The sequence below is a fragment of the Psychrobacter sp. van23A genome (genome assembly GCF_030845275.1).
GTDB lineage: Bacteria > Pseudomonadota > Gammaproteobacteria > Pseudomonadales > Moraxellaceae > Psychrobacter > Psychrobacter faecalis.
This window is the reverse complement of the sequence record NZ_CP132595.1, coordinates 1,017,543-1,044,108: the sequence shown is the minus strand read 5'-3', so window position 1 is coordinate 1,044,108 and position 26,566 is coordinate 1,017,543. Positions and strand designations below refer to the sequence as shown.

The 26,566-nt window shown below is 43.9% G+C and carries 22 protein-coding genes; 13 read left to right on the top strand and 9 right to left on the bottom strand.

Annotation, left to right across the window (positions count from 1 at the left end; translation table 11 throughout):
• Nucleotides 1-157 precede the first annotated feature (157 nt).
• Entirely contained in the window at nt 158-604 is a 447-nt protein-coding gene (locus RAH45_RS04595; RefSeq protein ID WP_198328059.1) for a hypothetical protein, read from the top strand.
• A gap of 19 nt (nt 605-623) precedes the next feature.
• Here RAH45_RS04595 and RAH45_RS04590 read toward each other — a convergent pair whose 3' ends face one another.
• Nucleotides 624-1,160, bottom strand: coding sequence for a gamma carbonic anhydrase family protein (locus tag RAH45_RS04590; RefSeq protein ID WP_306495904.1), 537 nt, complete (start codon nt 1,158-1,160; stop codon nt 624-626).
• A 242-nt stretch (nt 1,161-1,402) separates the two neighbouring features.
• Here RAH45_RS04590 and RAH45_RS04585 point away from each other — a divergent pair, with 242 nt between their 5' ends.
• The 6 genes from RAH45_RS04585 (at nt 1,403) to RAH45_RS04560 (ending at nt 10,262) form a co-directional block, all read left to right on the top strand.
• Nucleotides 1,403-1,951, top strand: a complete 549-nt coding sequence (locus tag RAH45_RS04585; RefSeq protein WP_193030211.1) for a phosphatase PAP2 family protein — start codon at nt 1,403-1,405, stop codon at nt 1,949-1,951.
• Between the two features lie 329 nt (nt 1,952-2,280).
• Nucleotides 2,281-3,513 carry a glutamine-hydrolyzing carbamoyl-phosphate synthase small subunit gene (gene carA, locus RAH45_RS04580; RefSeq protein ID WP_191691396.1) on the top strand — a complete coding sequence of 411 codons (1,233 nt, stop codon included), beginning with the start codon at nt 2,281-2,283 and terminating at the stop codon, nt 3,511-3,513.
• A 162-nt stretch (nt 3,514-3,675) separates the two neighbouring features.
• The gene (gene carB, locus RAH45_RS04575) at nt 3,676-6,930 is read left to right on the top strand and encodes a carbamoyl-phosphate synthase large subunit (protein WP_306495604.1); all 3,255 of its coding nucleotides are present in this window, start codon (nt 3,676-3,678) and stop codon (nt 6,928-6,930) included.
• A 375-nt stretch (nt 6,931-7,305) separates the two neighbouring features.
• Nucleotides 7,306-7,782 carry a transcription elongation factor GreA gene (gene greA / locus RAH45_RS04570; RefSeq protein WP_144297093.1) on the top strand — a complete coding sequence of 159 codons (477 nt, stop codon included), beginning with the start codon at nt 7,306-7,308 and terminating at the stop codon, nt 7,780-7,782.
• 175 nt (nt 7,783-7,957) lie between these two features.
• Nucleotides 7,958-8,839, top strand: coding sequence for an IS982 family transposase (locus RAH45_RS04565; protein ID WP_306495603.1), 882 nt, complete (start codon nt 7,958-7,960; stop codon nt 8,837-8,839).
• 472 nt (nt 8,840-9,311) lie between these two features.
• Nucleotides 9,312-10,262 (top strand): hypothetical protein, encoded by a 951-nt coding sequence (locus RAH45_RS04560; protein WP_306495602.1) that lies wholly within the window; start codon nt 9,312-9,314, stop codon nt 10,260-10,262.
• A gap of 387 nt (nt 10,263-10,649) precedes the next feature.
• Here the strand turns inward: RAH45_RS04560 and RAH45_RS04555 are convergent, their stop codons facing one another.
• Nucleotides 10,650-11,000, bottom strand: coding sequence for a hypothetical protein (locus RAH45_RS04555; protein ID WP_306495601.1), 351 nt, complete (start codon nt 10,998-11,000; stop codon nt 10,650-10,652).
• 246 nt (nt 11,001-11,246) lie between these two features.
• On the opposite strand from RAH45_RS04555, the gene RAH45_RS04550 reads away from it, so the two are divergent.
• From RAH45_RS04550 to RAH45_RS04540, 3 genes are all read left to right on the top strand, one after another.
• Entirely contained in the window at nt 11,247-12,515 is a 1,269-nt protein-coding gene (locus tag RAH45_RS04550; protein WP_306495600.1) for a putative DNA modification/repair radical SAM protein, read from the top strand.
• A 57-nt stretch (nt 12,516-12,572) separates the two neighbouring features.
• Complete coding sequence (locus RAH45_RS04545; RefSeq protein WP_306495599.1) at nt 12,573-13,445, top strand: TIGR03915 family putative DNA repair protein; 873 nt, start codon at nt 12,573-12,575, stop codon at nt 13,443-13,445.
• Between the two features lie 170 nt (nt 13,446-13,615).
• Nucleotides 13,616-15,034: a glycosyltransferase gene (locus RAH45_RS04540; protein WP_306495598.1), complete on the top strand. Its 1,419-nt coding sequence runs from the start codon at nt 13,616-13,618 to the stop codon at nt 15,032-15,034.
• A 120-nt stretch (nt 15,035-15,154) separates the two neighbouring features.
• Here the strand turns inward: RAH45_RS04540 and RAH45_RS04535 are convergent, their stop codons facing one another.
• The 3 genes from RAH45_RS04535 to RAH45_RS04525 form a co-directional block, all read right to left on the bottom strand.
• Complete coding sequence (locus RAH45_RS04535) at nt 15,155-16,594, bottom strand: APC family permease (RefSeq protein ID WP_193030807.1); 1,440 nt, start codon at nt 16,592-16,594, stop codon at nt 15,155-15,157.
• Nucleotides 16,595-16,805: 211 nt separating this feature from the next.
• Nucleotides 16,806-18,104 (bottom strand): 4-aminobutyrate--2-oxoglutarate transaminase, encoded by a 1,299-nt coding sequence (gene gabT, locus RAH45_RS04530; protein ID WP_306495597.1) that lies wholly within the window; start codon nt 18,102-18,104, stop codon nt 16,806-16,808.
• Nucleotides 18,105-18,277: 173 nt separating this feature from the next.
• Entirely contained in the window at nt 18,278-19,750 is a 1,473-nt protein-coding gene (locus RAH45_RS04525; RefSeq protein ID WP_306495596.1) for an NAD-dependent succinate-semialdehyde dehydrogenase, read from the bottom strand.
• Between the two features lie 274 nt (nt 19,751-20,024).
• Between RAH45_RS04525 and RAH45_RS04520 the strand changes: the two genes are divergently transcribed.
• Nucleotides 20,025-20,789, top strand: a complete 765-nt coding sequence (locus RAH45_RS04520) for an IclR family transcriptional regulator (protein ID WP_193030813.1) — start codon at nt 20,025-20,027, stop codon at nt 20,787-20,789.
• On the opposite strand, the gene RAH45_RS04515 is transcribed toward RAH45_RS04520, so the two are convergent.
• Both RAH45_RS04515 and RAH45_RS04510 read right to left on the bottom strand, forming a co-directional pair.
• The gene (locus RAH45_RS04515) at nt 20,786-21,985 is read right to left on the bottom strand and encodes a CaiB/BaiF CoA transferase family protein (protein WP_306495595.1); all 1,200 of its coding nucleotides are present in this window, start codon (nt 21,983-21,985) and stop codon (nt 20,786-20,788) included. The genes RAH45_RS04520 and RAH45_RS04515 overlap by 4 nt on opposite strands.
• Before the next feature lie 171 nt (nt 21,986-22,156).
• Nucleotides 22,157-23,341 (bottom strand): acyl-CoA dehydrogenase, encoded by a 1,185-nt coding sequence (locus RAH45_RS04510; protein WP_306495594.1) that lies wholly within the window; start codon nt 23,339-23,341, stop codon nt 22,157-22,159.
• 175 nt (nt 23,342-23,516) lie between these two features.
• Between RAH45_RS04510 and RAH45_RS04505 the strand changes: the two genes are divergently transcribed.
• Nucleotides 23,517-24,344, top strand: a complete 828-nt coding sequence (locus tag RAH45_RS04505) for an IclR family transcriptional regulator (protein WP_306495593.1) — start codon at nt 23,517-23,519, stop codon at nt 24,342-24,344.
• A gap of 159 nt (nt 24,345-24,503) precedes the next feature.
• Here the strand turns inward: RAH45_RS04505 and RAH45_RS04500 are convergent, their stop codons facing one another.
• Nucleotides 24,504-25,262: a hypothetical protein gene (locus tag RAH45_RS04500; protein ID WP_144297102.1), complete on the bottom strand. Its 759-nt coding sequence runs from the start codon at nt 25,260-25,262 to the stop codon at nt 24,504-24,506.
• Nucleotides 25,263-25,348: 86 nt separating this feature from the next.
• The gene (locus RAH45_RS04495) at nt 25,349-25,801 is read right to left on the bottom strand and encodes a hypothetical protein (protein ID WP_144297103.1); all 453 of its coding nucleotides are present in this window, start codon (nt 25,799-25,801) and stop codon (nt 25,349-25,351) included.
• A 146-nt stretch (nt 25,802-25,947) separates the two neighbouring features.
• Between RAH45_RS04495 and RAH45_RS04490 the strand changes: the two genes are divergently transcribed.
• The gene (locus RAH45_RS04490) at nt 25,948-26,406 is read left to right on the top strand and encodes a DIP1984 family protein (RefSeq protein ID WP_102076625.1); all 459 of its coding nucleotides are present in this window, start codon (nt 25,948-25,950) and stop codon (nt 26,404-26,406) included.
• The last annotated feature ends 160 nt before the right edge of the window (nt 26,407-26,566 follow it).

Below are 26,566 nucleotides of genomic sequence, written 5' to 3'. Positions count from 1 at the left end.
TTGACTATAAAATATGTTAGAAAATTATTGGATATAAAACGTGTTGCATCATGCGCTATAAGTCTACTGTTTACTAAACATAATTATGCTAACTTATTTACTTTAATATCTCATTACCTTATCTTTAATCTGCTTGATAATAACAATAGAGAACTGTATGAAAGCGCCTGATGATAAAACTGCTTTGTCCAACCGACCGCGACGTCCTGCCCGCTCCATCAGAGAAATCAGGCGACGGCAGTTAGGCAAAAGCTATCAATCGCCTTTAGAGCGTCTACTTTATGCGCTGTTAAACGCTCTGTTATATGGTTTTGGCGGCTTACTTATCGACCTTGCCATCGTTGTTATTCGCTCCATCGCCGGTATGGGCAATGGCGAGATATTCTGGCTATTCACGCCGTTTATGCTAGTTTTGGGGGCGTTAACGGGTTTTATCGTCGGTAAAAGCGCCGGCGCTGAAAGCGTCAATGCTTTAAATATCGATGATACGAGTAATAATTATTACCTTAATGACCATTCTATACGCCATGATATCTTCCGCGGACTGATTATCGGTATTATCATTTTTGCCGTTATTTGGCTTATCATGATGCTAATGGCATAAAATTCCGCTTTCTGATGCCTCAATCAGGTATCGCTATTTCTGTTAGGCCGGTTTTAAATTTCTGACAGCGCTCCGCATAATGCATAGCTGATAGCTTTAACATTGCCGCTTGCTCATCGCTTAAGGTTTTGACCACTTTTGCCGGCGCGCCCATCACCAGCGAATTATCCGGTATCTCTTTACCTTCAGTAACCAAAGCTTTGGCACCAATGATACAGTTTTTACCGATTTTGGCATTATTCAATACCACCGCGCCAATACCAATCAAGCTATTATCACCAACTTCGCAGCCATGCAGCATCGCTAAATGGCCAATGGTGACGTAATCGCCGATTTTAACCTCAATCCCTGCATCGGTATGAATGACGCTGTTTTCTTGCACATTACTATAATCACCGATATGAATGCGCTCGTTGTCACCGCGAATCACCGCGCCAAACCAGACGTTGGCTTGATGACCCAAATACACATCGCCTATCACCCGTGCGGTATCAGCAACCCAACCATTAAATGGTACGGCAAACTCTGGCGTTTTGTCTAAATATTGATAAATCATCATCCATCCTTAGTGGTTATTTTTATACAAGTTTATATATGGTAAAAAGCGTGCCACAAATAAATGTGACTTAAAGCATGATAGTTGTAAAGAAAGATAAAAACTTTATAGTATAATGCTGCCGCCAATCAATAGAGCAATTAGAATTTAGAATAAAGCCGTATGCCATTTATCCCTATAAAATAACTATAGAATTTTATAGAGACAATCAACGCTCACCAACCTTTTTTAGGATCGCAGTGATGATCAGCAAAAAATACGCCCCTATCGTTTTATTATCGACCAGCTTGATGGCTGCCATCCCTGCCCACGCTGACAGTAGCACTACTAGTAAGGTAGGCGATGTACTGGCCTTTGCCATTCCAGCTGCTGCTTACGGTAGCACTTATTATATGGATGATAAAGAGGGTCGTCAGCAATTTTACTATTCATTTGCGACCAACGTTGCTACGACGCAAGTCCTAAAGTCGGTGATAGACAAAGAGCGACCCAATGGCCGTGATGAGGATTCCTTCCCTTCTGGTCATACCTCGATGGCGTTTCAGGGTGCCAGCTTTATCCATAAACGCTATGGCTTAGAATACAGTATTCCGGCGTATATTGGCGCAGGTTTCGTGGCTTATAGTCGTGTTGAAGCCGATGAGCATGATGTGGCCGACGTGGTGGCAGGGGCAGCATTAGGAATTGCCAGTAGTATGTATTTTACCAAAAGCTATTACGACGACCAACTGCATATCGCTACCAATTTAGCACCCGACTATTATGGGGTGTCGGTGCATTATAATTTTTAATAGCACTTATTTATCCCATTTGAAAGCACTAAATACAGACATTAGAAATAACAGAAGAGATAAGATGCTAGCCCTTAACGCAAAACTCTAGTATAATGCGCAAAATCTGTGCCAAAGCGAGCGGACATGATGCAAGTTACTCATTCACCCTTAGTGAATCCTGTACCTTTTCATCTATGATGTCTTCTCGCTTTTTTGTGGAAAAAATTTGGCTTCAGCCCTTTTTTATGTGTATTTAGCAGTATTTAAATACCTCTAAAAAGCCATTTTAGAACAAAATTTTTATCATAAAACATCACGGCACTCACCCATAACAGCGGAGGCAACCCTTGAATTCATCGGCAGAAATACAAGCAATTTTGGCACTAGCAGACGGTACTATTTTTCGCGGTTTGAGTATCGGTAGTCTTGGTCATCGTGTCGGTGAGGTGGTATTTAATACAGCCATGACAGGGTACCAAGAAATTCTAACTGACCCAAGTTACGCGCGCCAGCTGGTCACGCTTACCTATCCGCACATCGGCAATACTGGCACCAACGCTGAAGATGTCGAATCTGGTAATGGCCATCAAGTATGGGCTGAAGGGCTTATCATTCGTGACGCGACGATGGTCACTTCAAACTTCCGTAACTCAGAGTCATTGACGGATTATTTACAGAACCATGATACGGTCGCCATTGCTGATATCGATACCCGCCAGTTGACGCGCTTATTACGTGATAAAGGTGCACAAAACGGTTGTATCATGACCGCTTCTAACGGCGCAACGATTAGCAGCGAAGATGAGCAGCAAGCGATTAAATTGGCGCAAGAATTCGCTGGTATCGAAGGCATGGACTTGGCAAAAGAATGCTGTACGCCGAAGACGTTTGAATGGACAGCAGGCAGCTGGGATTTATCAGATACACTACTCAACCGCGATATACCGGGCAGCCATGATAGCGGTACGGGCGGCTTTTTTAAACAGCTTGGCACCCATGTTGACTCAAAATACAACGTTGTCGCCTACGATTTTGGTAGCAAAACCAATATCCTGCGTATGCTCGTAGACCGCGGTTGTCATGTGACGGTCGTACCCGCCCAAACGCCTATTGCAGATGTGTTAGCAATGAATCCAGACGGTATCTTCTTATCAAATGGTCCTGGCGATCCTGCGGCTTGTGATTACGCTATCGATGCGGTCCGTCATATCATTGAAGAAACCGACATTCCAACCTTTGGTATCTGCTTAGGTCATCAGCTCATTGGTCTTGCCAGCGGTGCCAACACCATTAAGATGAAAACCGGCCATCATGGTGCCAATCATCCAGTACAAGACTTAGCCACTGGTACGGTGATGATTACCAGTCAAAACCATGGTTTTGCCGTTGATGAAGACACCTTGCCTGATAACGTTAAATCTACCCATCGCTCATTATTTGATGGTACCAACCAAGGGATTGAGCTGACCAATAAGCCGGTCTTTAGCTTCCAAGGTCACCCAGAAGCCAGCCCTGGCCCACATGATGCTGCGCCACTGTTTGATAGGTTTGCGGATATGATGGCAGCGGCGAAAGCGTAACTTATCAATAGTTAACCGCAAACAGAGAATAAATATAAGTATAAAGCTTGAAGCACAGATGGTGGTTCAAGCTGCACCCTAGCAGACACGATAAGTATTATCGAACATATCGTTAAAATACAGATTACTCAAAATATCACCCAAACGAAGGTAGCCCTAACTATGCCAAAACGTACCGACATAAAAAGCATTCTTATCATTGGCGCAGGCCCCATCGTCATCGGTCAAGCATGTGAGTTTGACTACTCAGGCGCGCAGGCGTGTAAAGCGCTAAAAGAAGAAGGCTACCGCGTCATCTTGGTCAACTCAAACCCTGCAACCATCATGACCGACCCTGTCATGGCTGATGCGACTTATATCGAGCCGATTACCTGGCAGACGGTTGAGCAAATCATTGCTAAAGAGCGTCCGGATGCTATCCTGCCAACGATGGGCGGACAGACAGCGCTAAACTGTGCTTTAGACCTAGACAAACATGGCGTCTTGACCAAATACAACTGTGAATTGATTGGCGCGACCAAAGACTCAATCGAGATGGCAGAAGACCGCAACTTATTTGATAAAGCCATGAAGCGTATCGGCCTTGAGTGCCCGCGCGCTGAAACCGCTGAAACCATGGAAGAAGCCTTTGCAACCCAAGAAAAAATGGGCTATCCGTGCATCATTCGTCCGTCATTCACCATGGGCGGTTCAGGCGGCGGTATTGCGTACAATCGCGACGAATTTATCGAGATTTGTGAGCGCGGTTTTGACTTATCACCAAACCATCAACTACTTATCGATGAGTCTCTCATCGGTTGGAAAGAATATGAGATGGAAGTGGTTCGTGATAAAAACGACAACTGCATCATCATTTGTGCGATTGAGAACTTTGACCCAATGGGCGTTCATACCGGCGACTCAATCACAGTCGCCCCAGCACAAACTTTAACCGACAAAGAATACCAAATCATGCGTAATGCTTCATTAGCCGTACTGCGTGAAATCGGTGTGGAAACAGGCGGCTCAAACGTCCAGTTCGGTATCAACCCTGACACGGGTCGTATGGTCGTCATCGAGATGAACCCGCGTGTCTCACGCTCATCGGCATTGGCATCAAAAGCAACCGGCTTCCCGATTGCTAAAATCGCTGCCAAATTGGCGATTGGTTATACCTTAGATGAATTGCAAAATGACATCACAGGCGGCAAAACGCCAGCGAGCTTTGAGCCGGCGCTCGATTATGTTGTGACCAAAATACCTCGCTTTAACTTTGAGAAATTCCCACAAGCCGACAGTGTGTTATCAACCCAGATGAAATCGGTTGGTGAAGTGATGGCAATCGGTCGTAACTTCCAAGAATCGATGCAAAAAGCGCTGCGCGGCATGGAAACCGGCAATGATGGTTTTGATGAGCAAATTGACTTAGCGAAAGTTAGTATTGAGAAAGCCCGTAGCGAGATTAACAATCGCTTAACCATTCCAACGCCTGAACGCATTTATTATATTGCCGATGCTTTCCGTATCGGCATGAGTGTCGATGAAGTGTTTAATTTAACCAAAATCGATCCATGGTTTTTGGTACAAATTGAAGACATTGTCAAAACCGAAGTACAAGTTAAAGCCCTAGGCTTTGGCGGTTTAACTGAGCAAAACCTGCGTAGCTTTAAGCGTAAAGGCTTATCGGATTTACGTTTGGCAAAACTGCTTGGCGTCTCACAAAAGCAGCTACGCAAAAAGCGTTGGGATTTAAACGTTTATCCTGTCTATAAACGCGTCGATACCTGTGCGGCAGAGTTTGCCACCAGCACCGCTTATATGTACTCAACGTACGACAGCGAATGTGAAGCCAATCCAACGGATAACAAGAAAATCATGGTTATCGGTGGTGGTCCTAACCGTATCGGTCAAGGTATCGAGTTTGACTATTGCTGTGTTCACGCAGCCCTTGCCATGCGCGAAGACGGCTACGAGACCATCATGGTTAACTGTAACCCTGAAACGGTTTCAACCGATTATGACACCTCAGACCGTCTGTATTTTGAGCCAATCACCTTAGAAGATGTACTTGAAATCGTCCGTATCGAAAATCCAGACGGCGTGATTGTGCAATTTGGCGGTCAAACGCCATTGAAACTGGCGCGTGCCCTTGAAGCCGCTGGCGTCAAAATCATCGGTACCAGTCCTGATGCGATCGACCGTGCTGAAGACCGCGAACGCTTTCAGCATATGATTCAGCAATTGAACCTTGTGCAACCAACCAATGCGTTAGCGACAAGCTTAGAAGATGGTTTGGTTAAAGCCAAAGACGTTGGCTATCCGCTAGTAGTCCGCCCATCATATGTACTTGGTGGTCGCGCGATGGAAATCGTCTATAACGAAGACGAGTTAAGACATTACTTGCGCACCGCGGTTCAAGCGTCAAACGAAGCGCCTGTACTCCTTGACCGCTTCTTAGATGATGCCATCGAAGTCGATGTTGACTGTGTCTGCGACGGCACTGACGTGGTGATTGGCGGTATCATGCAGCATATCGAACAAGCTGGCGTGCACTCTGGTGACTCGGCTTGCTCATTGCCGCCTTACTCATTATCAGATGAGCTTTGCGATAAAATGCGCGCGCAAACCGTGGCGATGTCAAAAGAGCTTGGCGTCGTCGGTTTGATGAACGTCCAGTTCGCGGTAAAAGGCGAAACGGTTTACATTCTAGAGGTGAACCCACGTGCCGCCCGTACCGTACCTTTCGTATCTAAATGTATCGGTACGTCATTAGCACAAGTCGCGGCGCGCTGTATGGCTGGTACGTCATTGAAAGATCAAGGTTTTACCACTGAAATCGTCCCAGCATTTTATGCGGTCAAAGAAGCGGTATTCCCATTTGCTAAATTTCCGGGTGTTGACCCAATCTTGAGCCCCGAGATGAAATCAACTGGTGAAGTGATGGGTGTGGGTAAAACCTTTGGCGAAGCATTCTACAAAGCGGTTATCGGTAGTAATGAGCGCCTGCCAGGTCTACCAACTGAGGGCGAAACCAAAACTGTCTTTATCTCGGTGCGTGATAGCGATAAAGAACAAGTTACTCCTATCGCTCGCCAGCTTCTAGATTTTGGCTTTAACATTGTTGCCACCACTGGCACGCAAAAAGTACTGGCGGAAAACGGTATTGAATGTAAGCAAATTAACAAAGTCACCGAAGGTCGCCCACATATCGTCGATGCCTTGAAAAATGGCAAAATTGACCTTATTATCAATACTACTGAAGGCAAACAAGCGCAAGAGGATTCATTCTCTATCCGCCGCAGTGCCCTACAAGGTAAAGTATTCTACGTCACGACATTAGGCGCGGCAGATGCAGTTTGTAAATCTTATGCGATTGACCTACCGTTTGATGTGTATAAGCTACAAGATTTGCATGAACAAGCAAAGACTATCGCTTAGTACTATTGACTTGGTGGTATAATTTCAGTAGATTAAGCATCATAGTGACGTTTATTTAAAAGCGTTGGCAAAAATTATGTCTGGTTTTTATACGACTATAGTACTTAAAAAAATTGTACTTTAGAAAAATAAAGTTTTTAAAAGATAAACCTAAAAAGCATAGTGGCTGAACTGCGACTATGCTTTTTATTACGTAAGGTTAAGGCGTCTTTTCGGTAAGTGTATCCGTACTGATAGTTAATCGCTAAGTGTGCAGTTACTTACGACGCAGCCTCAACCTCATTCTTTTTATATTACATACTCATTGCAACAACACTGACACCATCTCACTATTCACTAGGAGATGGTGTGGTGTTATTGGTTTAAGGAAAAAACATGCAACGTTATCCCATGACTCCACAAGGACATGCGGCGCTAGAAGCCGAACTAAAACAGTTAAAAAGTGTCGACCGTCCACGTATTACAGCGGCCATCGCTGAGGCGCGCGAACACGGCGACTTAAAAGAAAACGCTGAATACCATGCCGCTCGCGAACAACAAGGTTTTTGCGAAGCGCGTATACGTGATATCGAAGCCAAGCTTGGCGCTGCACAGGTCATCGACCCTACTACGCTACCAAATGATGGCCGAGTGGTATTTGGCGTGAGTGTGGTCATTGAAAATATGGATACCGAAGAAGAAAAACAATACAAAATCGTTGGTGATGACGAAGCTGACTTTAAAGCTGGCAAAATCTCAGTCAACTCGCCGATTGCGCGTGGTTTGATTGGCAAGTCTGAAGGCGACGAAGTCCGTATCGAAACGCCCAAAGGCATAGTCGAGTATGAAATCATGAAAGTGATTTACGATTAATCTTGCTTATTTTGTAGATAAATAGATCACCTTTAAGAAAAAGCTTTCGATAACAAAAGCTTTTTTTGTAGATAACCCCAGTTCGGGATAAGGGCTCAAAAAAAAGATAAAAAAAGAAGTCCAAAGTTGCTAAAGTAAGTTTACCAAGACCACTTAAGCAAAAAGGACTTCTTACATGGACAACCTAACCGAACTATACTGCCATATTGACGACTTTTATCAGCAATTCAAACCTGAGTTTGAGGCTCACTTAATCGCAACGGGACACCAAAGGTTAAGAGCATGCCAGATAAGTGTAGCAGAGATTATGACCATCTTGGTACTGTTTCATCAACTGCGGTATCGACAGTTTAAGTCTTTTTACTACCATCACATGCTTGGCATGATGAAGCGGGAGTTTCCAAATCTGCCGAGCTACTCGCGATTTATAGAGCTAGTGCCGCGCAGTATCATGCCACTGTGCAGCTACTTGCAAAGCATAATGGGTGACTGTACGGGTATCAGCTATATTGATTCAACCAAGATAGCAGTTTGTCATAACAAGCGTATCTACCGTCATAAAGTCTTTGAAAGAATGGCAACCCGAGGCAAAAGCAGCATGGGCTGGTTCTATGGCTTTAAGCTGCACGCCATTATCAATCATAAGGGCGAGCTTTTATCTGTTAAAGTCACTGCGGGTAATATCGATGACAGAGTGCCTGTTAAGGATATGGCAACGTCTGTGTTTGGCAAGGTGTTTGGGGATAGAGGCTATATCAGTAAAGCACTAAACGAGTGGCTCACAAAACACAGTGATACCATGTTGATCACCAAACTTCGGCGTAATATGAAACTCCAATTGCTTGAGCCTATAGATGAGGCACTACTCAATCATCGCTCTTTGGTTGAAACGGTGTTTGGAGAGCTTAAAAACTTGTGCCAAATCGAACACTCACGCCATCGTAGTGTCACGGGGTTTATCACAAACTTGCTGTCAGGTTTGATTGCTTATTGCTGGTTTCCCTATAAACCCACCATCAAAAACATGCCTCAGCAGGGACAGGTAGCCACATTGTAAATAGTATCAATGAGTTACAATGTGGCTTATCCCGAACTGGGGTTAGATAGGTATAGTTAATTAGATATAAAAACGATACAACTTTTCATTGAACGATTTGATAGCGACGTATCTAATTTATTTGTATTCAACTATATATTTTTAGTGCAACTTATAGATGCAAAAAATAGTACACAACGTCATTATTAGTAAAATATTAGTTACACAATGCAGCTTTTTTACTCAATTCTTTTTAGCGCATAATTGTTCACACATTAAGTGCTAAGCATTTGACTAAAATAATGATGGAATGATAGCAAGTGTTGGCTATCATAAGTACCTTTGCCCTCGTTATTTGACATGGTTTACATGCTCATTTGACGAGGGTTTTTTCTTATATAAGCGTTGTTTTTCTCAACCTTGTTTTTTTAAATTTTATTTTTTTGCTACTTCATTAGCGGCTTTATTTACTGCTACTTTAAAGGAATCTATTATGACCACGCCAATCAATACGCCAGCATTTCAGGCTACGAATAAAAAAGCGCTTAAACATGCCTTCATTAAAAAAAACACTATTCCTACAGCCATATCAATGGTCTTAGCGGGTAGTTTTCTGTCGCTAACTGCTGCCCATGCCGCACCTGAAGTCACGATCGTACCATCTGTGAGCAACAGCACCACAGTGGTCGAAAGTTACTCAGACGGCAAAACAGCGGTTATTACTGCAACGCCAAATGGCATTACCATGCAAGATGGCATGCCGTTTTACAGTACACAAGTGAGCAATGTGCCCCGTTATGTAGTTCGCTCAGGCGCTAATACTGTCGTTAATCAAGGCAATGCCACGGTCACGAGCGTACCTGTGACCAACCAAGTCACTAATCAAACTAGCAGAGTTGACGTCATAGCGGTTCCAACGACCAGCGTGACCGAAGTCTTACCTGTGACGCCGGTGACCCAGTTGCCCGTCATCAATGCACCAACGACCACCGTCGTCACTAACCAACCGGCAACGACGCAAATCGTTTCTACCTCTTTAGATACTCTGCAATTGACCCCAACTTTTAGCACGCCTGGTGTGGTTAATGCTCAAACCAAAGTCATGAAAATATTAAAAAATAAAGATGGTCGTGAAGTGGCCGTACCCGCCAATCATATCGCGCCTGGCGACGTCATCGAATATCACACCACTTATACCAACACTACCGCGCAGCCTGTTACTGATATCAATGCCATGGTTTCTCTGCCAAATGGTGTCCAATTAGTGTCACTAAACAGTCCATTACCAACGCTTGCCACTACGGGCGGCGATAGCTATCAAACTATTCAGCAAGTGGGCAATACAGTCGTGGTTAAAGAAAACTATTCTGGTCTTAAATGGAACTTGGTTGATCTAAGTCCAAACGCTGCTCAAACTGTGGTCATCCGCGCTAAGGTTCAATAAGAATTAGATTTTAGAGTATTATTATTTATAAATTCTAAAATTAATAAAAGGTCTTGCCAGCTAATACTTTAGTCGACAAGGCCTTTTTTTGCCGGCAGCTTGCTTATGAATATGGTAAGACGCTGCCTTAATTTTAGTATATAACTGCTTGATGCAGTTGCATAAATAGCTGAGCTTTTAGAAAATATCATTTTTCTTTATATAGAATTGGTCTATTGATCAAACTATTAAGTTTTGTCATAAAAAAAATAAAACTTAAACCTCCGAATAATGAAATTGCCCCTCTAATCATATTTGAATTAAAAATTAATTTTTTGGTATCTTCATAGGTTATTTGAAGATTTTTCTCTCCTCCTTCCACTTCTAAGGTTACTAGTTGCGGCAGTTTTATTGAGTTTCCCAAAAAACTAGGCTGATAATACCAACCAATTCTTGCATTCTTTCCAAGTCTGGGTTCAAGATATTTACCACCCATACAGGATCCAGATATGACAAATTAAATACATTATAACTACAGCCATATAAGGTTAGCTGATTCGGATCATTGAGAGACTGTAACGCTATACTAAATTCCGTATTAGCTATAATACCTTCACTGTAATGAAGCTCTGATTCTTGTGGGAAATCTCTACCTTGCCAGTCTAAAAAATTCCATGCAATAAAAAAAGTTATAAATAGTACATTTAAAATAGCGTCAAACTTTTGAGATGCTGATTTTTCTTTAAATTTCTTAAGCATAAGACTTTCTTTAAAATATTATTTTGATGAGTTTATAGACTCAAGGTTAGAATGGCTACTAGAAAATTGGCTTATGGATGAAGCTATAAAGCTTAGCTTCTGAATAAATGCGAAGCCAATGTTTACCATCTTACATGTTCACAGTACGACACTATCTGTCGCATTGTCTGCCAAATTCTCTTATAATTACAGTGACTTACAAGCCAATTTGCTAAAATAATAGCCAATAAATGAATTGGTAATCTTATGGCCACCATCAATTACGAAAGACTACAAGGCAAGCTCAATATCTTAGCGGACGCTGCTAAGTATGATGTCTCTTGCTCATCCTCCGCTGGTACGCGCAAAAACCAAGGCGGTGGTCTTGGTGATGCCTCCGCAACGGGTATTTGCCACAGCTACACCGAAGATGGTCGCTGCGTGAGCCTGCTTAAAATCTTGCTAACCAATCACTGTATATACGATTGCGCATATTGTACCTCGCGTAAAAGCAATGACACGCCGCGCGCCGCTTTTAGTGTCGAGGAAGTTGTTGATTTGACCATGCAATTTTATCGGCGTAATTATATCGAAGGGCTTTTTCTCAGCTCAGGTATCTTTAAAAGTGGCGATTATACGATGGAGCGCTTGGTCGAGGTCGCCAAGATACTGCGTACCCGCGAGCGCTTTAATGGCTATATTCACCTTAAGACTATTCCGGGCGCGTCAAAAGAATTGCTACTAGAAGCGGGATTGTATGCCGATCGCCTTAGCGTCAATATTGAGATTCCAACCAAATCAGGACTGGCTTTGCTCGCTCCAGAGAAGTCGCATGATGAATTAAAAGCGCCAATGGAAACGGTTAAAACTGAAATTATCACCATCAAAGAGAGCCGTAAAACCCATAAAAAAACGCCTAAATTTGTGCCAGCGGGTCAGACCAGTCAGATGATTGTTGGCGCCAGCAATGAGACCGATTTGCAAGTCATACAGCTATCGAGCCATTTTTATCAGCAATATGATTTAAAACGTGTTTATTACTCAGGTTACGTGCCGATGTTGTCCGATAGTCGTCTGCCAGCGATTGGGACGCCTGTACCGATGATACGTGAAAACCGTCTGTATCAAGCGGACTGGCTGATGCGTTTTTATGGTTTTGGTGCGCACGAAATCGTTGAGCCTGACTCGCCATTTTTAGATTTGGACTGTGACCCAAAGCTTGCTTGGGCAATCCGCCACCTTGAGCACTTTCCCGTTAATATTCAAACCGCCACTTACGAGATGATTGTGCGTATTCCCGGTATCGGTACCAAAACCGCTAAAAAGATAGTCAAAGCGCGTAAGTTTAATCAGTTGACGCTTTATCACTTGAAGAAAATGGGCGCGGCGGTCAATCGTGCCAAGTACTTTATTGCTACGACGGGTAAAAACGAGCATTTGGCGCATTTAACCCGTGATAACTTCCGTCAGTATGTACTGGCGCAAACGCAAACCAAATATAAAGACCAACGCAACGGACAATTGGCGCTGTTTTAATCAGCATGGTTTTAGTCGGCATGGTTTTAATTGCTACTATTTTAAATAGGAACATAAATGTCACAGCTGATGCAAAGTCACGATTACATTGTCGGTCATTTAACGCCTAGTATTGTGCTTTATGAGCCCAGTTTTGAAGGTTGGCTCAGCGCAGTATTTTATGTCTATGCCAATAAGTTACAGGATGATGAATCCCTACAACTAATTGCTCACGACTGCTATATACCATCGTTGATTGCGCAGGCAACAAGCGTAGCAATGGATGCAGACAACGCCGAACGTGTACTAACCAAGCTGCATAAACTCTTAGGTCGCTCAGGTATGCGCAATATCCTCTGGGGATTTTTATCAGAAAAAGCTCATATCGGCACCACTTTATTTCAAGTAATCAAATACGCCATTGACTACCCTAGCCGCCATATTATGGAAGATTTGGGTAACCTAAATGTTTTAGAATTGGTACAAACCGTCAAGTCTGTTGCCCGTGAAAAACATCGCATGGAAGCCTTTGTGCGCTTTGAGCATACCACTGACGATATCTACTTTGCCCGCGTTGAGCCTGACTTTAATGTCTTACCATTGATTGGTGAGCATTTTCGCCAGCGCTACCAAGACCAGCATTGGGCGATTTATGATGTGGCGCGCGGCTATGGTATTTATTATGACAAAAGTAAAAGCACGCCGTCGCGCCCTGCTGCCCTGCAAACCATCACTAACCTAGATGATGCGGTACTGCGTAATCCTGCCAGCATTCATAGTAAGGACGAACAGCGTTATCAAAAGTTTTGGCAAGGCTACTTTACTAATGTCAATATCAAGGAGCGTAAAAACCCACGGCTACATAAGCAATATCTGCCGCAGCGCTATTGGAAATATCTTAGTGAAAAGCAAGTGCTACCAAATGCTGAGCATTTACAAAAACGTCGCTAGTTTAGTAACGATACCTATTGCCAAATGCTTATTCTTAGCTAAAAAACTCTTACTCTCAGCTAAAAAAAGTATGGCAAATTTGACCTTATCTTTTTATCTTGGTGGTTGAGTTTTCAGTACTTTTAACTGACAATAGCAGCTTGATATCTTATTTGGTGACCGACGCTATTATGAAAGTTATGCGCTTACTGTCGTCCTTAAAGCATGATGAATCCGAGCGCGGCATTTTTCATCTGGGTCGCGCTTTGGTTAAAAATGGCCATACGTCTATCATTATCGCCAGCGCCGATGAAGAAAATGACTTGGTCAAACGCCTAAAGCGCGATGGTAATATTTACCATCAACTGTATATGAATAAGAAATCTTGGCTGTCGCTGCTACAAGTCGCCCCGCTGCGCCGCCTGATTGAAAAATATGACCCTGATGTCATTCATGTGCATTCGCGCACCCCTGCATGGATATTGCATTTGGCCTTGCGCCGCGCCCGCCTCAAGCGTCGTCCCAAACTGGTCTCGACCATGTACGGTTTTTATCCGATTAATAAGTACTCGCAAGCGCTGCTCGATGTCGATACCATCATCACGGTCTCCGATAGCGTCACCAATTATTTAAAAAAAGGCCTACGCCGTGAGGAGCTAGAACCTAAAGTTATTAAGCGCATCTACCGCGGTGTCGATACCCGTCGCTATCCGTATCGACACAACCCTTCTGTGTATTGGCTGCGGCATACGTTCGCCGAATACCCTGAACTTGAACATAAAAAATGGCTGGTTTTTCCGACTATTATTGGCAATGAATATGGGCAAGAATGGCTGATTGATATCTTGGGTAATCTGCAAGAACAATTTCCCAATATTCACGTCATTATTATGGACGATGATTACCGCGAAGGTGATGTGGCGCATGAAGATTTCCGCCAGCGCAGCAATACGCTTGGACTGTCTGAGCGCATAACTTACGTCGGCAGCAAACGTAATGACATGCGCGAATGGCTGTCGGCGGCCAATATCGTCATGGCGTTGGCCAACGAGCCAGAATCGATTGGCATCAATGCCCTGCAAGCAATTCACTTAGGTACGCCAGTCATTGGCTGGGATCAAGCGGCCTTTAGCGAGATACTACAGCCACTTTATCCGCAAGGATTGGTCAAAAAATACAACGCCAAAGCGCTCTGTAAAGCGGTGCGCAACCAGCTAGAGAGTGTCACCCGTCCTGAGATGACCAATAAATTCACCATGCGTGAGATGATTGAACAAACCCTACTCGTCTATCAAGAGTTATATGACCAATCGCTTGCAGAAGAACAAGCGCTGGCGGATGCAGCGGCGATTAAAAAAATTAAGAAAAGTCTGAAACCAACGATAAAACCTTTTGATAAACTTTCTGATCGTTTAGTCAATCAAGAGCCTGCGCTACCCATTACTCTCAAAAAGGATAAAATAATAGCGCAAGATAACGCGGTTATGAAATCTGATAAAGAAGTTGTGCAATATAAAGACAGTATCACTTTAAAGGATAAAAAACTGGATAATGCCTCTTTAGATAAGCACGCTTTAAAGAATGATGCGTTAGATAATAAACCGTTATAAAATGCCAATCTCGCTAACGGTTTGGTGCAAGATTATTGGTTGATAAGATTGATGCTGTGAATATGTAAAGAAAGCCTAACGCTTACGCTAGGCTTTCTTTATTTTGAACAAATCTTATTTTTATTTAGGCGGATTATCTTTCAACCATAGCTGATTGACGATTTTTAACTCGCGTAGCTCTTCTGCCATAATAGCTTCACTGATGCCTGGATATTTGACGACGGCATAGCTATAAAGACCGATACCGAGCGCTGTCCAACCAAAGAAAATCCACCACTCGATAGCGCTGAGCGCTGACGGCATACCCGGCATATATAAGATGAGCAAGCCAATGCCCAGTACGATGGTAAACATACCGACCAATTTGCCCGCTGGCACTCTAAACGGGCGCACCATATCTGGCTCACGGTAGCGCAAGACTAAGAAAGAGATGGCGACACAGGTATAAGCAATCACGATACCAAAACCACCAGCATCAACAATCCATACTAGCATCTTACGACCAAATAATGGCGCAAGCGTCGCTAGACCACCAATCAATAAAATGGCGTTTTTTGGCGTCTTATACTTCGGATGTAGCTTACCCAAAAATGCAGGCAACATATGGGCTTTTGACATGGCATAAAGTAAGCGACTGCCACCGATTAAAAACGCGTTCCAACTCGATAAAATGCCTAATACACCGCCAATGACTAGTAAAATACCCGCCCATTTGCCATGCCACGCATTGGTCATCGCGTCAGCGGTCGCCAAGGTTGAGCCTTGTGCTTGAATGAGCGGCAAAGTGCGACCGACACTCCATGCCACGCCGACATACCACATCACCGCAATAATAATAGAGACAATCAAAAACTTACCGATATTAGGACGGGTCAGATCAATCTCTTCGGCCGCTTGCGGAATCACGTCAAAACCAACAAACATAAACGGCACCATGACAATCACCGTCATCATACCGCCGATACCACCGATAAAGGCAGGCGCTTGCACAGCGGTTGAATTTGCAGGATTGTAAATTACCGCACCAATAAACAATAACGTACCGACAAATAAAATACCGAGTACGGCTGTTTTTTGGAACCAAGCGCTGACTTCCATGCCGCGAATATTAAGCCAAGTGACGATGATTGAGCCTAGCATACCGACGCCAACCCACGTGGCATAAACGTCCCAGCCCGCTATCGTCCACAGATAGCCTTGGTTATAATTGGGAATAAAATATTCAACTACCGTCGGCAGCGCTACTGCTTCAAAAGCAACGACCGAGAAGTAACCAAATAAAATACTCCAAGAGCAAATAAAGGAAACCGTGACCCCGAGCGCACGGTGGGTATAGGTATGCTCACCGCCCGTGACTGGCATTGATGACGCTAGCTCTGCATAGTTAACACCAATCATGATAACGGCCAGACCACCAATCATAAACGCTAACATCGCGCCCCATGTGCCCGCCGCTAAAATCCAGTCTCCTGCTAAAACGACCCAGCCCCAACCGACCATAGCACCGAATGCTAAAGCAATAATATCAAACATGCCTAGCGATTTTTTTAGCTCAGACATAACCTACTCCTTGTCCGTGTGTCATCCGTGTCAGCCCTTTTTAACGGTACTGATACCCACTATTTTTATGTAATAGGGCGCTGCCCTTTTTTATCTTTTACTGCCTATCGAGCGATAGGTTTAGTATTTAAAAAATGCTTAGCAGAGACAGCAACGGCGTCTTGATTTGCAAGGCGCCGTTGTAAAACTACCACTCAAAGCAGCACTGTCATTATCCTAAGCTTAAGCTTTCATTTTTTGAATTAACGCCTTGAGCGGTCAAAATACCTTTGATAATATCAAGGCCTTCTTGTAGCACTTCGTCCTCTACTGTGAGCGGCACCATCACACGAATGGCGTTGCCAAACATACCACAAGACGCAAGCAGCAATCCTTGCTCGAAAGCTTTGGCTTTTAGGTTGGCAGTCGCTGCCGCATCAGGCTTGCCATCGTTGTCGATTAGCTCAAACGCTAACATCGCGCCTTTATGGCGAATATGACCGATGCTGCTTAGGTTCAAATCTTTTAAAAATGCTTCGATTTTGTCACCAATCTCGATACTGCGCGCAAGTAAATCTTCTTCTTCAATCACTTCCATGACAGCAAGCGCAGCCACACAAGCCAATGGGTTTCCAGAATACGTACCGCCCAAACCGCCGACTTGCGGGGCGTCCATGATATCAGCGCGACCGATAACGGCAGAAATAGGATAGCCACCCGCTAAGCTTTTAGCACTGGTCATCAGATCCGGCTCAACGCCCAATTGCTCAGACGCAAACAAGGTACCGGTACGAGCAAAACCACACTGGACTTCATCAAAAATCAGCACGATACCATGCTCATCGCAAATCTCGCGCAGCGCTTTGGCAAACGATGGTGTCACTTGATGGAAACCGCCCTCGCCTTGTACGGGCTCAATAATCATCGCCGCCACTTCACTTGGATCGATGTCCGCTTGGAAAATCATCTCAAGGCTATGCAATGCTTGCGCTTCGGTAACGTTTAGCTCTTCTGCTGGGAATAACGCATGGAACACAGGGCCTGGCATCGGACCAAAGTTCTTTTTGTATGGCAATACTTTACCCGTTAGGCTCATGCACATTAGCGTACGACCATGCCAACCACCAACGAAAGAGATGACACCCGGACGACCGGTTTTTGCACGGGCAATTTTGATACAGTTTTCGACCGCTTCTGCGCCCGTAGTCAAGAACAAGGCTTTTTTCGGACCGCTGATAGGCGCTTTTTCGCAAAGCTTTTCGGCAAGCTCGACGTAGCATTCATAGTTAACCATTTGCGCGGCAGTATGGGTAAATTTGTCTAGCTGCTCGTGCACACGCTGGGTGATTTTTGGATGGCTGTGACCAGTATTCAGTACTGAGATACCGCCGACAAAGTCAATATAACGATTGCCTTCGATATCCCACACTTCTGAGTTTTTTGCTTTTTCGGCAAAAATAGGAAAGGCAATGCCAAGGCCTGTTGGCAAAACAGCTTTACGGCGCGCAAGTAATGATTGATTGGTAGTCATAAGAATATCCTTTTCTTTTTTCTTTACGTAGATGCCAATGATGGTATGGCGGTTTATAAAATAAGCCGTGGCTAAATTTGGGATTCATGCTGCTGAATCCCGTTAAATGCTAGGTGAAAATCTATAAAAACAAATGGTTAAAATATAAAACAGCTAACCATTAGCTTTAACTATTAACTAACATCAGAGCACCAGTATTTGGTCACGACATACTCTTCGATGCCGTATTTTGAGCCTTCGCGGCCAAAGCCTGATTGCTTGACGCCGCCAAATGGTGCGACTTCGGTAGAAATAAGACCAGTATTATGACCGATGATGCCGTACTCTAAACCTTCAGTGACACGCCATGAGCGTGCATAACTGCTACTATAGAAGTAAGCGGCCAAACCATAAATGGTATCGTTGGCTTGGCGAATGACGTCGGCTTCATCTTTAAAGGTAAAGATGGTGGCGATAGGACCAAAGATTTCCTCAGAGGCAATATCCATGTCACTACTGATATCGGTAATCACCGTTGGGTTATAAGACAGCTCTGATGCGCCGTTGGTGCTACCGCCTGTCACAAGGGTTGCGCCTTTATCTAGCGCGTCTTTGAGCAGCGCTTGAACTTTATCCAACGCTTTTTTGTTAATTAAAGGACCAATATCCACGCCTTCATCCATGCCATTACCGACATTAAGCTCAGCGACTTTTTTCACAAATACGTCGAGGAATTTATCTTTAATGCTGTCTTGTACATAGACACGATTAGCGCAAACACAGGTTTGACCCGCGTTACGATATTTAGAAGCGATTAAGCCTTCAGCGGCTTTTTCAAGATCGGCATCATCAAAGACGATAAATGGCGCGTTGCCGCCGAGCTCTAATGACAGTTTTTTGATAGTTGGGGCACACTGTGCCATCAAGGTACGACCGACTTCGGTAGAGCCAGTAAATGACAGCTTATGAATGCGTGGATCGCCGGTTAGGATATCGCCGATGGTTGACGATTTGCCCGTGACGACTTGAATAACGCCTGCTGGAATACCGGCTTGCTCAGCCAATACCGCTAATGCCAATGCAGAAAATGGCGTTTCGGTTGCAGGTTTGATAATCATGGTACAGCCTGCCGCGAGTGCAGGAGCTGCTTTACGGGTAATCATCGCTGCTGGAAAGTTCCAAGGCGTGATGGCCGCGCAAACACCGACGGGCTGTTTTAAGATGACATGGCGCAATTGGGTTTGATTGGCAGGGATAACATCGCCGTATACGCGCTTACCTTCTTCAGCAAACCAGCGGATAAAGCTATTGGCATAACCAACTTCCCCGCGTGATTCGGTTAAAGGCTTGCCTTGCTCGGCGGTCATAATGATGGCCAAATCTTCTTTATTGGCATCGATAAGGTCGGCCCACTTTTGCAGTAGTTCCGCACGCTCTTTGGCTATTTTGGCCGCCCACGTGATTTGCGCCTCATGAGAAGCAGCAACCGCGTCATTGACATCATCGGTCGTCAGGCTTGGCACGTTACCGATGACATTACCGTTAAAAGGATTGCTCACGTCGATAGTCGCGGCATCACTGGCATCATGCCAGCCGTCTTTGATAAAGCACTGCTGTTTGAGTAAGTCTGGATTTGCTAGCGTTAGCGTATTTGACTGTTGTGACATGTTGACACTCCTTGTCAGTGTTATTTTGCAAATAAGGTTTGCAGATTTATAGTGATAAACGAATAGCTAAAAATAGGAATGAAAATAAAAGGTTATGACTTAAATAATTATTGATAACTTGTTATTTGTTCAATATAATGAACATGTATTCTATATATGAAACATCATTATAAGAATGATAATCCCCTATTTGCAACCTTTATTATCAATTTTGTGCTGATTTATCATTTTATTTTGCTACTCCCTTAATTTTATCGTCTTTTATAGGTTTCTTATGAGCACCACTGCCGTTCCTGCTTTGGACAAAACTTTTCAGATTTTAGATTTAATAACTGACAGCGCCCAACCTTTAACGGCGGCGCATATTGCAAAAGCGCTTAACCTGCCTCGTAGCTCAACCCACAATATTTTGCAAAGTTTATTAGCCAAACATGTCATCTATAAAGACAGCGACAGCCGCTTTCATTTGGGCTCGTATTTGATGTATTGGGCGGGCAAATATGAGCAGCAGCAAGGCGTCATCCAGTTATTCAAAGACCTTATTGTCCAGTATCCTATTCTACTTCAACATACGGTGACTTTATCCAAGCTCGATTTTGGTGAAGTGGTGTTTTTGGCTTGTCATGAAGCGCCGGCGCCGCTTGGCTTTACCTTTCGCGCTGGTGTGCGCGTACCGGCAGTATTCTCTGCCACTGGTAAAGCCATGCTTTCCACCTTTTCTATGGACAGCATAAAATCCATCTATGCCAGCGGTTTCCCTACGCCTATTACCCAATATGGTGTCGATAATTTTGCAGATTTATCCACCGAGCTGACGGCTATTAAAAACAGTCGTATCTCACTTGATGATGGGCAACTGCGCGAAGGTATGTATTGCTTAGGTACTTATATTCGTAACGCTTCTGGCAATGCTATTGCAGGTATGGCAGTCAGCTTTTTACAAGCAGAATATGAATCCAAGCGAGCTGAGGTCAGTGCGGTACTGATTGAATTGGCAGAGCAAATTGAGCAGCGTTTGGGTTTTAAGGACGAGCATTAAACAGTTCCATCGGCTTTAAGCTTGGCGATCATCTCGCTGTCATAGCCCAAATCAGCAAGCGTACTATCGGTATGTTCGCTCAATTGCGGTGGCGGCGTACGATAAGTAACCGGTGAGGCGGATAACTTAATCGGGCTGCCTAGTGCGCGAACAGGGCTGCCTTGCGCAGCAAAATCAACCACCATCTCACGTGCCAGCGCTTGCGGCATCGCTAATGCCTCAGCAATATTATGAATCGCCCCGCACGGAATACCTGCTTTATCTAAAACCTCTAACCAATAGCTGCGCGGTTGCTTGGCAAATTTCTTGGTCAATTCATCACAAAGTAGTTCACGATTGGCAACGCGCTGTGGATTGGTCATAAAGCGTTCGTCCGTATTCCAATCAACGCCCAATACGTTACAAAGCTTGGCAAACTGACTGTCATTACCGCAGGCTAAGATAAAGTGCGACGCGCCTTTTGCCTCGAATACTTGATAAGGCACGATATTGGGATGCTGATTGCCTAGTCTTGGTGGGACTTTATCTGATGCCAAATAGTTCATGCCGACGTTAGCGAGCATCGCAAGCGCGCTATCAAGCAATGCCACATCGACATGTTGCCCAAGTCCGGTATGCTGACGCGCTAATAGAGCGGCTTGAATGCCAATGGTCAGCTGTAACCCTGCAAACAAATCAACGACTGCTACACCAACCTTATGCGGTTCGCCATCGCTTGGACCGGTGATGCTCATCAGCCCTGATAGACCTTGAATAATATAGTCATAACCGGGACGCTTGGCATCAGGCCCTGTCTGACCAAATCCCGTCAATGAGGCGTAAATAAGGCGCGGATTGTCTTGTTTTAAACTGTCATAATCTAAGCCGTATTTTTTTAAACCACCAACTTTAAAGTTTTCAACGACGATATCGCTATCGGCGACAAGCTGTTTGATAATGGTTTGTCCGGCAGGTGTGGTGATATCGACAGTGAGGGATTTTTTATTGCGGTTAATGGTGGCGTAATAAGCAGAAGTGTCATCGCTGAATTTTGGCGGCGCCCAATGACGCGTTTCATCACCGATATGAGGACGCTCAACTTTAATGACTTCAGCGCCAAGGTCGGCAAGTACTTGGGTACAAGAAGGACCGGCCAATACTCTCGATAAGTCGAGTACCTTAATACCGTGCAATGCACCTTTTGCCATATCCGTCATAATAATCCCTTATTGTGTCGCGTATTTTTTGATTTTTTGATGATAAAATTGTTCTTCATGATTTAATTGCCAAGCAGTTAAATGATGAAGAACAACTGAAAAACGTACGCTACTGTTTAAAATCTGCTTATAGGAAGCCAAACAGTAGCGCACGTAATTAGCTAATAACGATTAATAAAATGCTTGAATACCCGTCTGCGCACGACCTAGGATAAGCGCATGAATATCATGCGTACCTTCGTAGGTGTTAACCGCTTCTAAGTTCATAACGTGGCGGATAATATGGAACTCATCAGAGATACCGTTGCCGCCGTGCATATCACGCGCAACACGCGCGATATCAAGCGCCTTACCGCAGTTATTACGTTTAATGAGTGAAATCATCTCAGGCGCGGCATTGTCTTCATCCATCAGACGACCGACACGTAACGCCGCTTGTAAACCTAAAGCGATTTCCGTCTGCATATTGGCAAGCTTCAATTGCACAAGCTGGGTTGCAGCAAGTGGACGACCAAATTGCTTACGGTCTAGTGTGTATTGACGCGCCGCTTTCCAGCAAAATTCAGCCGCGCCCATTGCGCCCCATGCGATACCATAACGGGCTTTATTTAAGCAACCAAATGGCCCTTTTAGACCACGAATATCTGGGAAAGCATTGGCCTCAGGGACAAATACCTTGTCCATGACAATCTCACCGGTAACTGAAGCACGTAATGAAAACTTACCTTCAATCTTCGGCGCTGATAAGCCTTTCATACCTTTATCTAAAATAAAGCCGCGAATCTCATCGGCGTCGTCTTTTGCCCAAACGACAAACACATCAGCGATAGGGCTGTTGGTAATCCACATCTTATTGCCCGTCAGCTCATAACCGCCATCAACTGCGCGTGCACGGGTCGACATTGAGGCCGGATCTGAGCCTGAATCTGGTTCTGTCAGACCAAAGCAACCGACATATTCGCCAGTGGCAAGCTTTGGCAGATAGCGCTCTCTTTGCTCTTCAGTACCATACGCCCAAATAGGATGCATGACCAAGCTCGACTGCACGCTCATCGCCGAACGATAACCTGAATCCACCGCCTCAACTTCCTTGGCAATCAGACCATAAGCGACACTCGATAAACCAGCACAGCCATAACCGTCAATCGTCACACCAAGCAGGCCCATCTCACCCATTTGACGCATGATATTGCGATCAAAGTGCTCGTGACGATTGGCCTCTAAAATACCAGGCATCAGCTCTTTTTGAAAAAACTGACGGGCGCTGTCCGTGACCATGCGCTCTTCATCAGTTAATTGGTCGCGTAATAAAAACGGATCTTCCCAGTCGAAACTTGGACACTTAGATGTTGCCATGTGGAACTCCTTGTTATCAGTCTTCCTGACCGACGAGTAGTGATTAATGAGTAAATCGTTTGTATAATGGATTGACTTGTTAATTCCGCTATGCGAAACTTAGTTTCATAATTTAAATCTATTTAAGCAAAGTTTTACCGCGCTGTAAACCTTTATCAAAAAAAATGAGCATAAAATGACAAAAAATGTATCGGCAGCTCTGCCACTACTCGATCGAATGACCACTATTCTTGAGCAAAGTAAGGACGATAATGACCGGCAGTTTGTTACTGCTCTGGGGCGTGGACTGACTTTATTGGCAGCCTTTGAGCAGCATGAGCAGCTTAGTCATCAGCAATTGTGTCAGATGACCGCCTTGCCAAAAGCCACCATCACTCGGCTTATTCATACTTTGATGACGCTTGGGTTTTTACGTATAACCGAGCACGGACAATATCAGCTGGGCAGTAGCGCGGTGCGATTAAGTGCCACCGCGTGGAGTCGGCATGACATGGTGGCAACTGCTGAGCCGTTGCTACGACAGTTTGCTAGTAGCAATGAAGTATCGGTGAATTTGGCAACAGAAGTCGAAGGAGAAATGCGCTATCACGCTTGTTGTCGTAGCCCTGCTCGCCTATCGGTTAATCTGCAAGTTGGCTCAGCCGTACCTGTCGCCCGCACTGCCATTGGTCGCGCTTTTTATGCAGTAAGCTCGCCAGCGAGACAGTCGGTGATTCGTAATAATCTACAAGAGCATTTATCCAAAGAAGAGTATGACCGGGCACAATCTGCGTTAAGCGAGGCGACAGAGCACTATGTAAAATACGGCTATACGGTATCAGATGGGGAGTTTTCTACTGATATATTGGCAGTTGCCGTTGGCGTCTTTGACATCGCAACTGGGCAGTATGCATATTCGCTTAATGCTAGTGTGCCGAGTGCCAATTGGCAAGCGGAAGAATATGCAGCGATGATTGTGCCGAAATTGCAAGCGTTGGCTGAAAGGGTTGGCAGTGGGGTTTAGAAAAGTTGAGTGGATTTATTTATTTTTTAGCGCTGTATAAAGGTATCGATGATGTGTTGAGAGCACAAAATGATTTGGTAGAAGTGCTATATAGTTTTCGGCATATAAAAAAAATCTAATACAATTAAAATACTATAGATCTATCATTTAATAACTAATTCAATTTAGATCGATCACATCATAAACATTGTAAGTCGTTTGAGCGATAGGTTTTAAATCTGAATCAAACTGATAAAAGCGCACATCGTAACTACCTACTTGCCAACCATCAGTCGGGACAAAGCTTACCCAATTATGATCACTACTTGCTGAGATGTTTTTCTTTTCAAACAAGAGAACTTGTCCCGTTTGGTTATTTATCCATTTGACGAAGACGTATTTATCAGCAGGTACCTGACCACGGGTATCAAGATGCGCGTATATTTTCGCAAACTTAGTGACTTGGTTGGTATCGGCACTTACTTCTGGCATAAAGTAATCAAAACTTACTTTAGCAGTGCCAACTAGTTTTTGATTATCGTTTGGGTTATAAAGCTCTTCAATAGCACGTTCTGCAAATCGTCTTTTATCCTGAATAACATCAATTGAATCAACTGTCATAAATTTATTTATATATTGTTCAAGCGCATAATCAGGCATATTGTTTATAATTGCTTTGGCTTGCTCCTCAGAGTAATCATTAAGAATGATTTTACTACTATCGCTCTTATTAATTATTTTCTGCGGTAATGTACCAATATCCATATCATTCTGATCGCCATAATTATCAGCTAACTGACTAAATTGCGTTTCTTGATATATTGCTTTATTAGTAAATGCAGTATCCATTTGTTGCTTACTCATCGCAATATATGTGACAAAGACACCGAACAAAAATGAGAACAGAATAGTAGAAAATGTAAAGACGGTATTTTTCATAGAAACAATTACTTAAGCGCAAATGATAAGTATAAAAAAGGCACAACAGAATGGTTGCACCTTTTTATGAGCTACAAACTGACAGATTAACGACAACTAAATTTGTAGCCATTTAAAGTAATGCTACCGCCAGCTTTGATATTGTCACCTATACTAGCTCCACCACTAGCTGAACAATTTAAATTATATCTTTTGCCTTGGCTATTATTGAAGCTAGAAATAGGAATTAAACAAGCGCTACCCTTTTTACCATATACATTGACACCTTCTGTTTCACAAGGATTGGTAACAGAAGGATCAATAGGATTTGCTGGGTTGGCATTGGTAGCAATTAGCTTACAGTTAGCGGTGCAGGTTTTGTCATCGTCGCATAAACTATAAGCTTCTCTAGTAGAGCAGGTATACCTGTTACCACTTACCAAGGTCTTATTACCAATAAAACCCTGATTACTTGCATCTGACGAGCTATCACTATCACCGCCACAGGCTGATAAAAACAGTGCAGAACAAATGACAAATGAACTAAAAATATTTTTCAATTTACATTCCTTATAAAAAGTATAGGGCTAGAATTATGTTGATTATACTTCTAAACTTTTTCAAATTGAACTTCATTATGAAATTAATTTTTGATATCAATAATAAGTAAGAGTTAAAAACCTATAATAAATAAGAGAGAATAACCATGAAACTCGCCGAAGCCCTCCTCATCCGTAGCGATATGCAAAAAAAGCTCGCCCAAATTAAAGGGCGTATTCGTAGCAATGTCAAAGTCCAAGAAGGCGACGCGCCAAACGAAGACCCAAACGCGCTGATGATTGAAGCCAGTCAAGTCATTACTGAATTATCGGCTTTGATTGAACGTATTCACCGAACTAACGCTGTCGCTCAGACCAATGAAGGTCAATCGATGCTGACACTATTGATCGAACGTGATACCTTAGAGATGCGCCATAAGTTATTGATTGAGGCCATTGAAGCCACTGATACCGAGGTTGACCGTTATAGCCCTCGCGAGATTAAATGGCATATCATGGTTTCGGTTGCCGGTTTACAAAAGCAAGCCGACGACATCGCGATGAAACTACGCAAGATTAATATCGTCATTCAAGCCAATAACTGGCAAATTGACCTTGTTGAATAAGTATTTTTAAACCATTGATATGAGAATTTTCTGTCCGTTTTATTTATTTAACAATACTATTCGATAATAAACGGATAGACTGCCCCTTTGGAACCGACTGGGCGAGTGTCAGACCCCAAACCGCCACAGCAGGGGGTTGAAAACATACTGTAGTGGCTGC

What these genes read in the sequence shown, in the direction of transcription:
- gabT (WP_306495597.1), bottom strand. Translation starts at nt 18,104, where the DNA reads ATGACTACCAATCAATCATTACTTGCGCGCCGTAAAGCTGTTTTGCCA.
- RAH45_RS04505 (WP_306495593.1), top strand. Translation starts at nt 23,517, where the DNA reads ATGACAAAAAATGTATCGGCAGCTCTGCCACTACTCGATCGAATGACC.
- RAH45_RS04595 (WP_198328059.1), top strand. Translation starts at nt 158, where the DNA reads ATGAAAGCGCCTGATGATAAAACTGCTTTGTCCAACCGACCGCGACGT.
- RAH45_RS04520 (WP_193030813.1), top strand. Translation starts at nt 20,025, where the DNA reads ATGAGCACCACTGCCGTTCCTGCTTTGGACAAAACTTTTCAGATTTTA.
- carB (WP_306495604.1), top strand. Translation starts at nt 3,676, where the DNA reads ATGCCAAAACGTACCGACATAAAAAGCATTCTTATCATTGGCGCAGGC.
- RAH45_RS04540 (WP_306495598.1), top strand. Translation starts at nt 13,616, where the DNA reads ATGAAAGTTATGCGCTTACTGTCGTCCTTAAAGCATGATGAATCCGAG.
- RAH45_RS04510 (WP_306495594.1), bottom strand. Translation starts at nt 23,341, where the DNA reads ATGGCAACATCTAAGTGTCCAAGTTTCGACTGGGAAGATCCGTTTTTA.
- RAH45_RS04515 (WP_306495595.1), bottom strand. Translation starts at nt 21,985, where the DNA reads ATGACGGATATGGCAAAAGGTGCATTGCACGGTATTAAGGTACTCGAC.
- RAH45_RS04535 (WP_193030807.1), bottom strand. Translation starts at nt 16,594, where the DNA reads ATGTCTGAGCTAAAAAAATCGCTAGGCATGTTTGATATTATTGCTTTA.
- RAH45_RS04590 (WP_306495904.1), bottom strand. Translation starts at nt 1,160, where the DNA reads ATGATTTATCAATATTTAGACAAAACGCCAGAGTTTGCCGTACCATTT.
- RAH45_RS04585 (WP_193030211.1), top strand. Translation starts at nt 1,403, where the DNA reads ATGATCAGCAAAAAATACGCCCCTATCGTTTTATTATCGACCAGCTTG.
- RAH45_RS04560 (WP_306495602.1), top strand. Translation starts at nt 9,312, where the DNA reads ATGACCACGCCAATCAATACGCCAGCATTTCAGGCTACGAATAAAAAA.
- RAH45_RS04555 (WP_306495601.1), bottom strand. Translation starts at nt 11,000, where the DNA reads ATGCTTAAGAAATTTAAAGAAAAATCAGCATCTCAAAAGTTTGACGCT.
- RAH45_RS04550 (WP_306495600.1), top strand. Translation starts at nt 11,247, where the DNA reads ATGGCCACCATCAATTACGAAAGACTACAAGGCAAGCTCAATATCTTA.
- greA (WP_144297093.1), top strand. Translation starts at nt 7,306, where the DNA reads ATGCAACGTTATCCCATGACTCCACAAGGACATGCGGCGCTAGAAGCC.
- RAH45_RS04490 (WP_102076625.1), top strand. Translation starts at nt 25,948, where the DNA reads ATGAAACTCGCCGAAGCCCTCCTCATCCGTAGCGATATGCAAAAAAAG.
- RAH45_RS04500 (WP_144297102.1), bottom strand. Translation starts at nt 25,262, where the DNA reads ATGAAAAATACCGTCTTTACATTTTCTACTATTCTGTTCTCATTTTTG.
- RAH45_RS04525 (WP_306495596.1), bottom strand. Translation starts at nt 19,750, where the DNA reads ATGTCACAACAGTCAAATACGCTAACGCTAGCAAATCCAGACTTACTC.
- RAH45_RS04545 (WP_306495599.1), top strand. Translation starts at nt 12,573, where the DNA reads ATGTCACAGCTGATGCAAAGTCACGATTACATTGTCGGTCATTTAACG.
- RAH45_RS04565 (WP_306495603.1), top strand. Translation starts at nt 7,958, where the DNA reads ATGGACAACCTAACCGAACTATACTGCCATATTGACGACTTTTATCAG.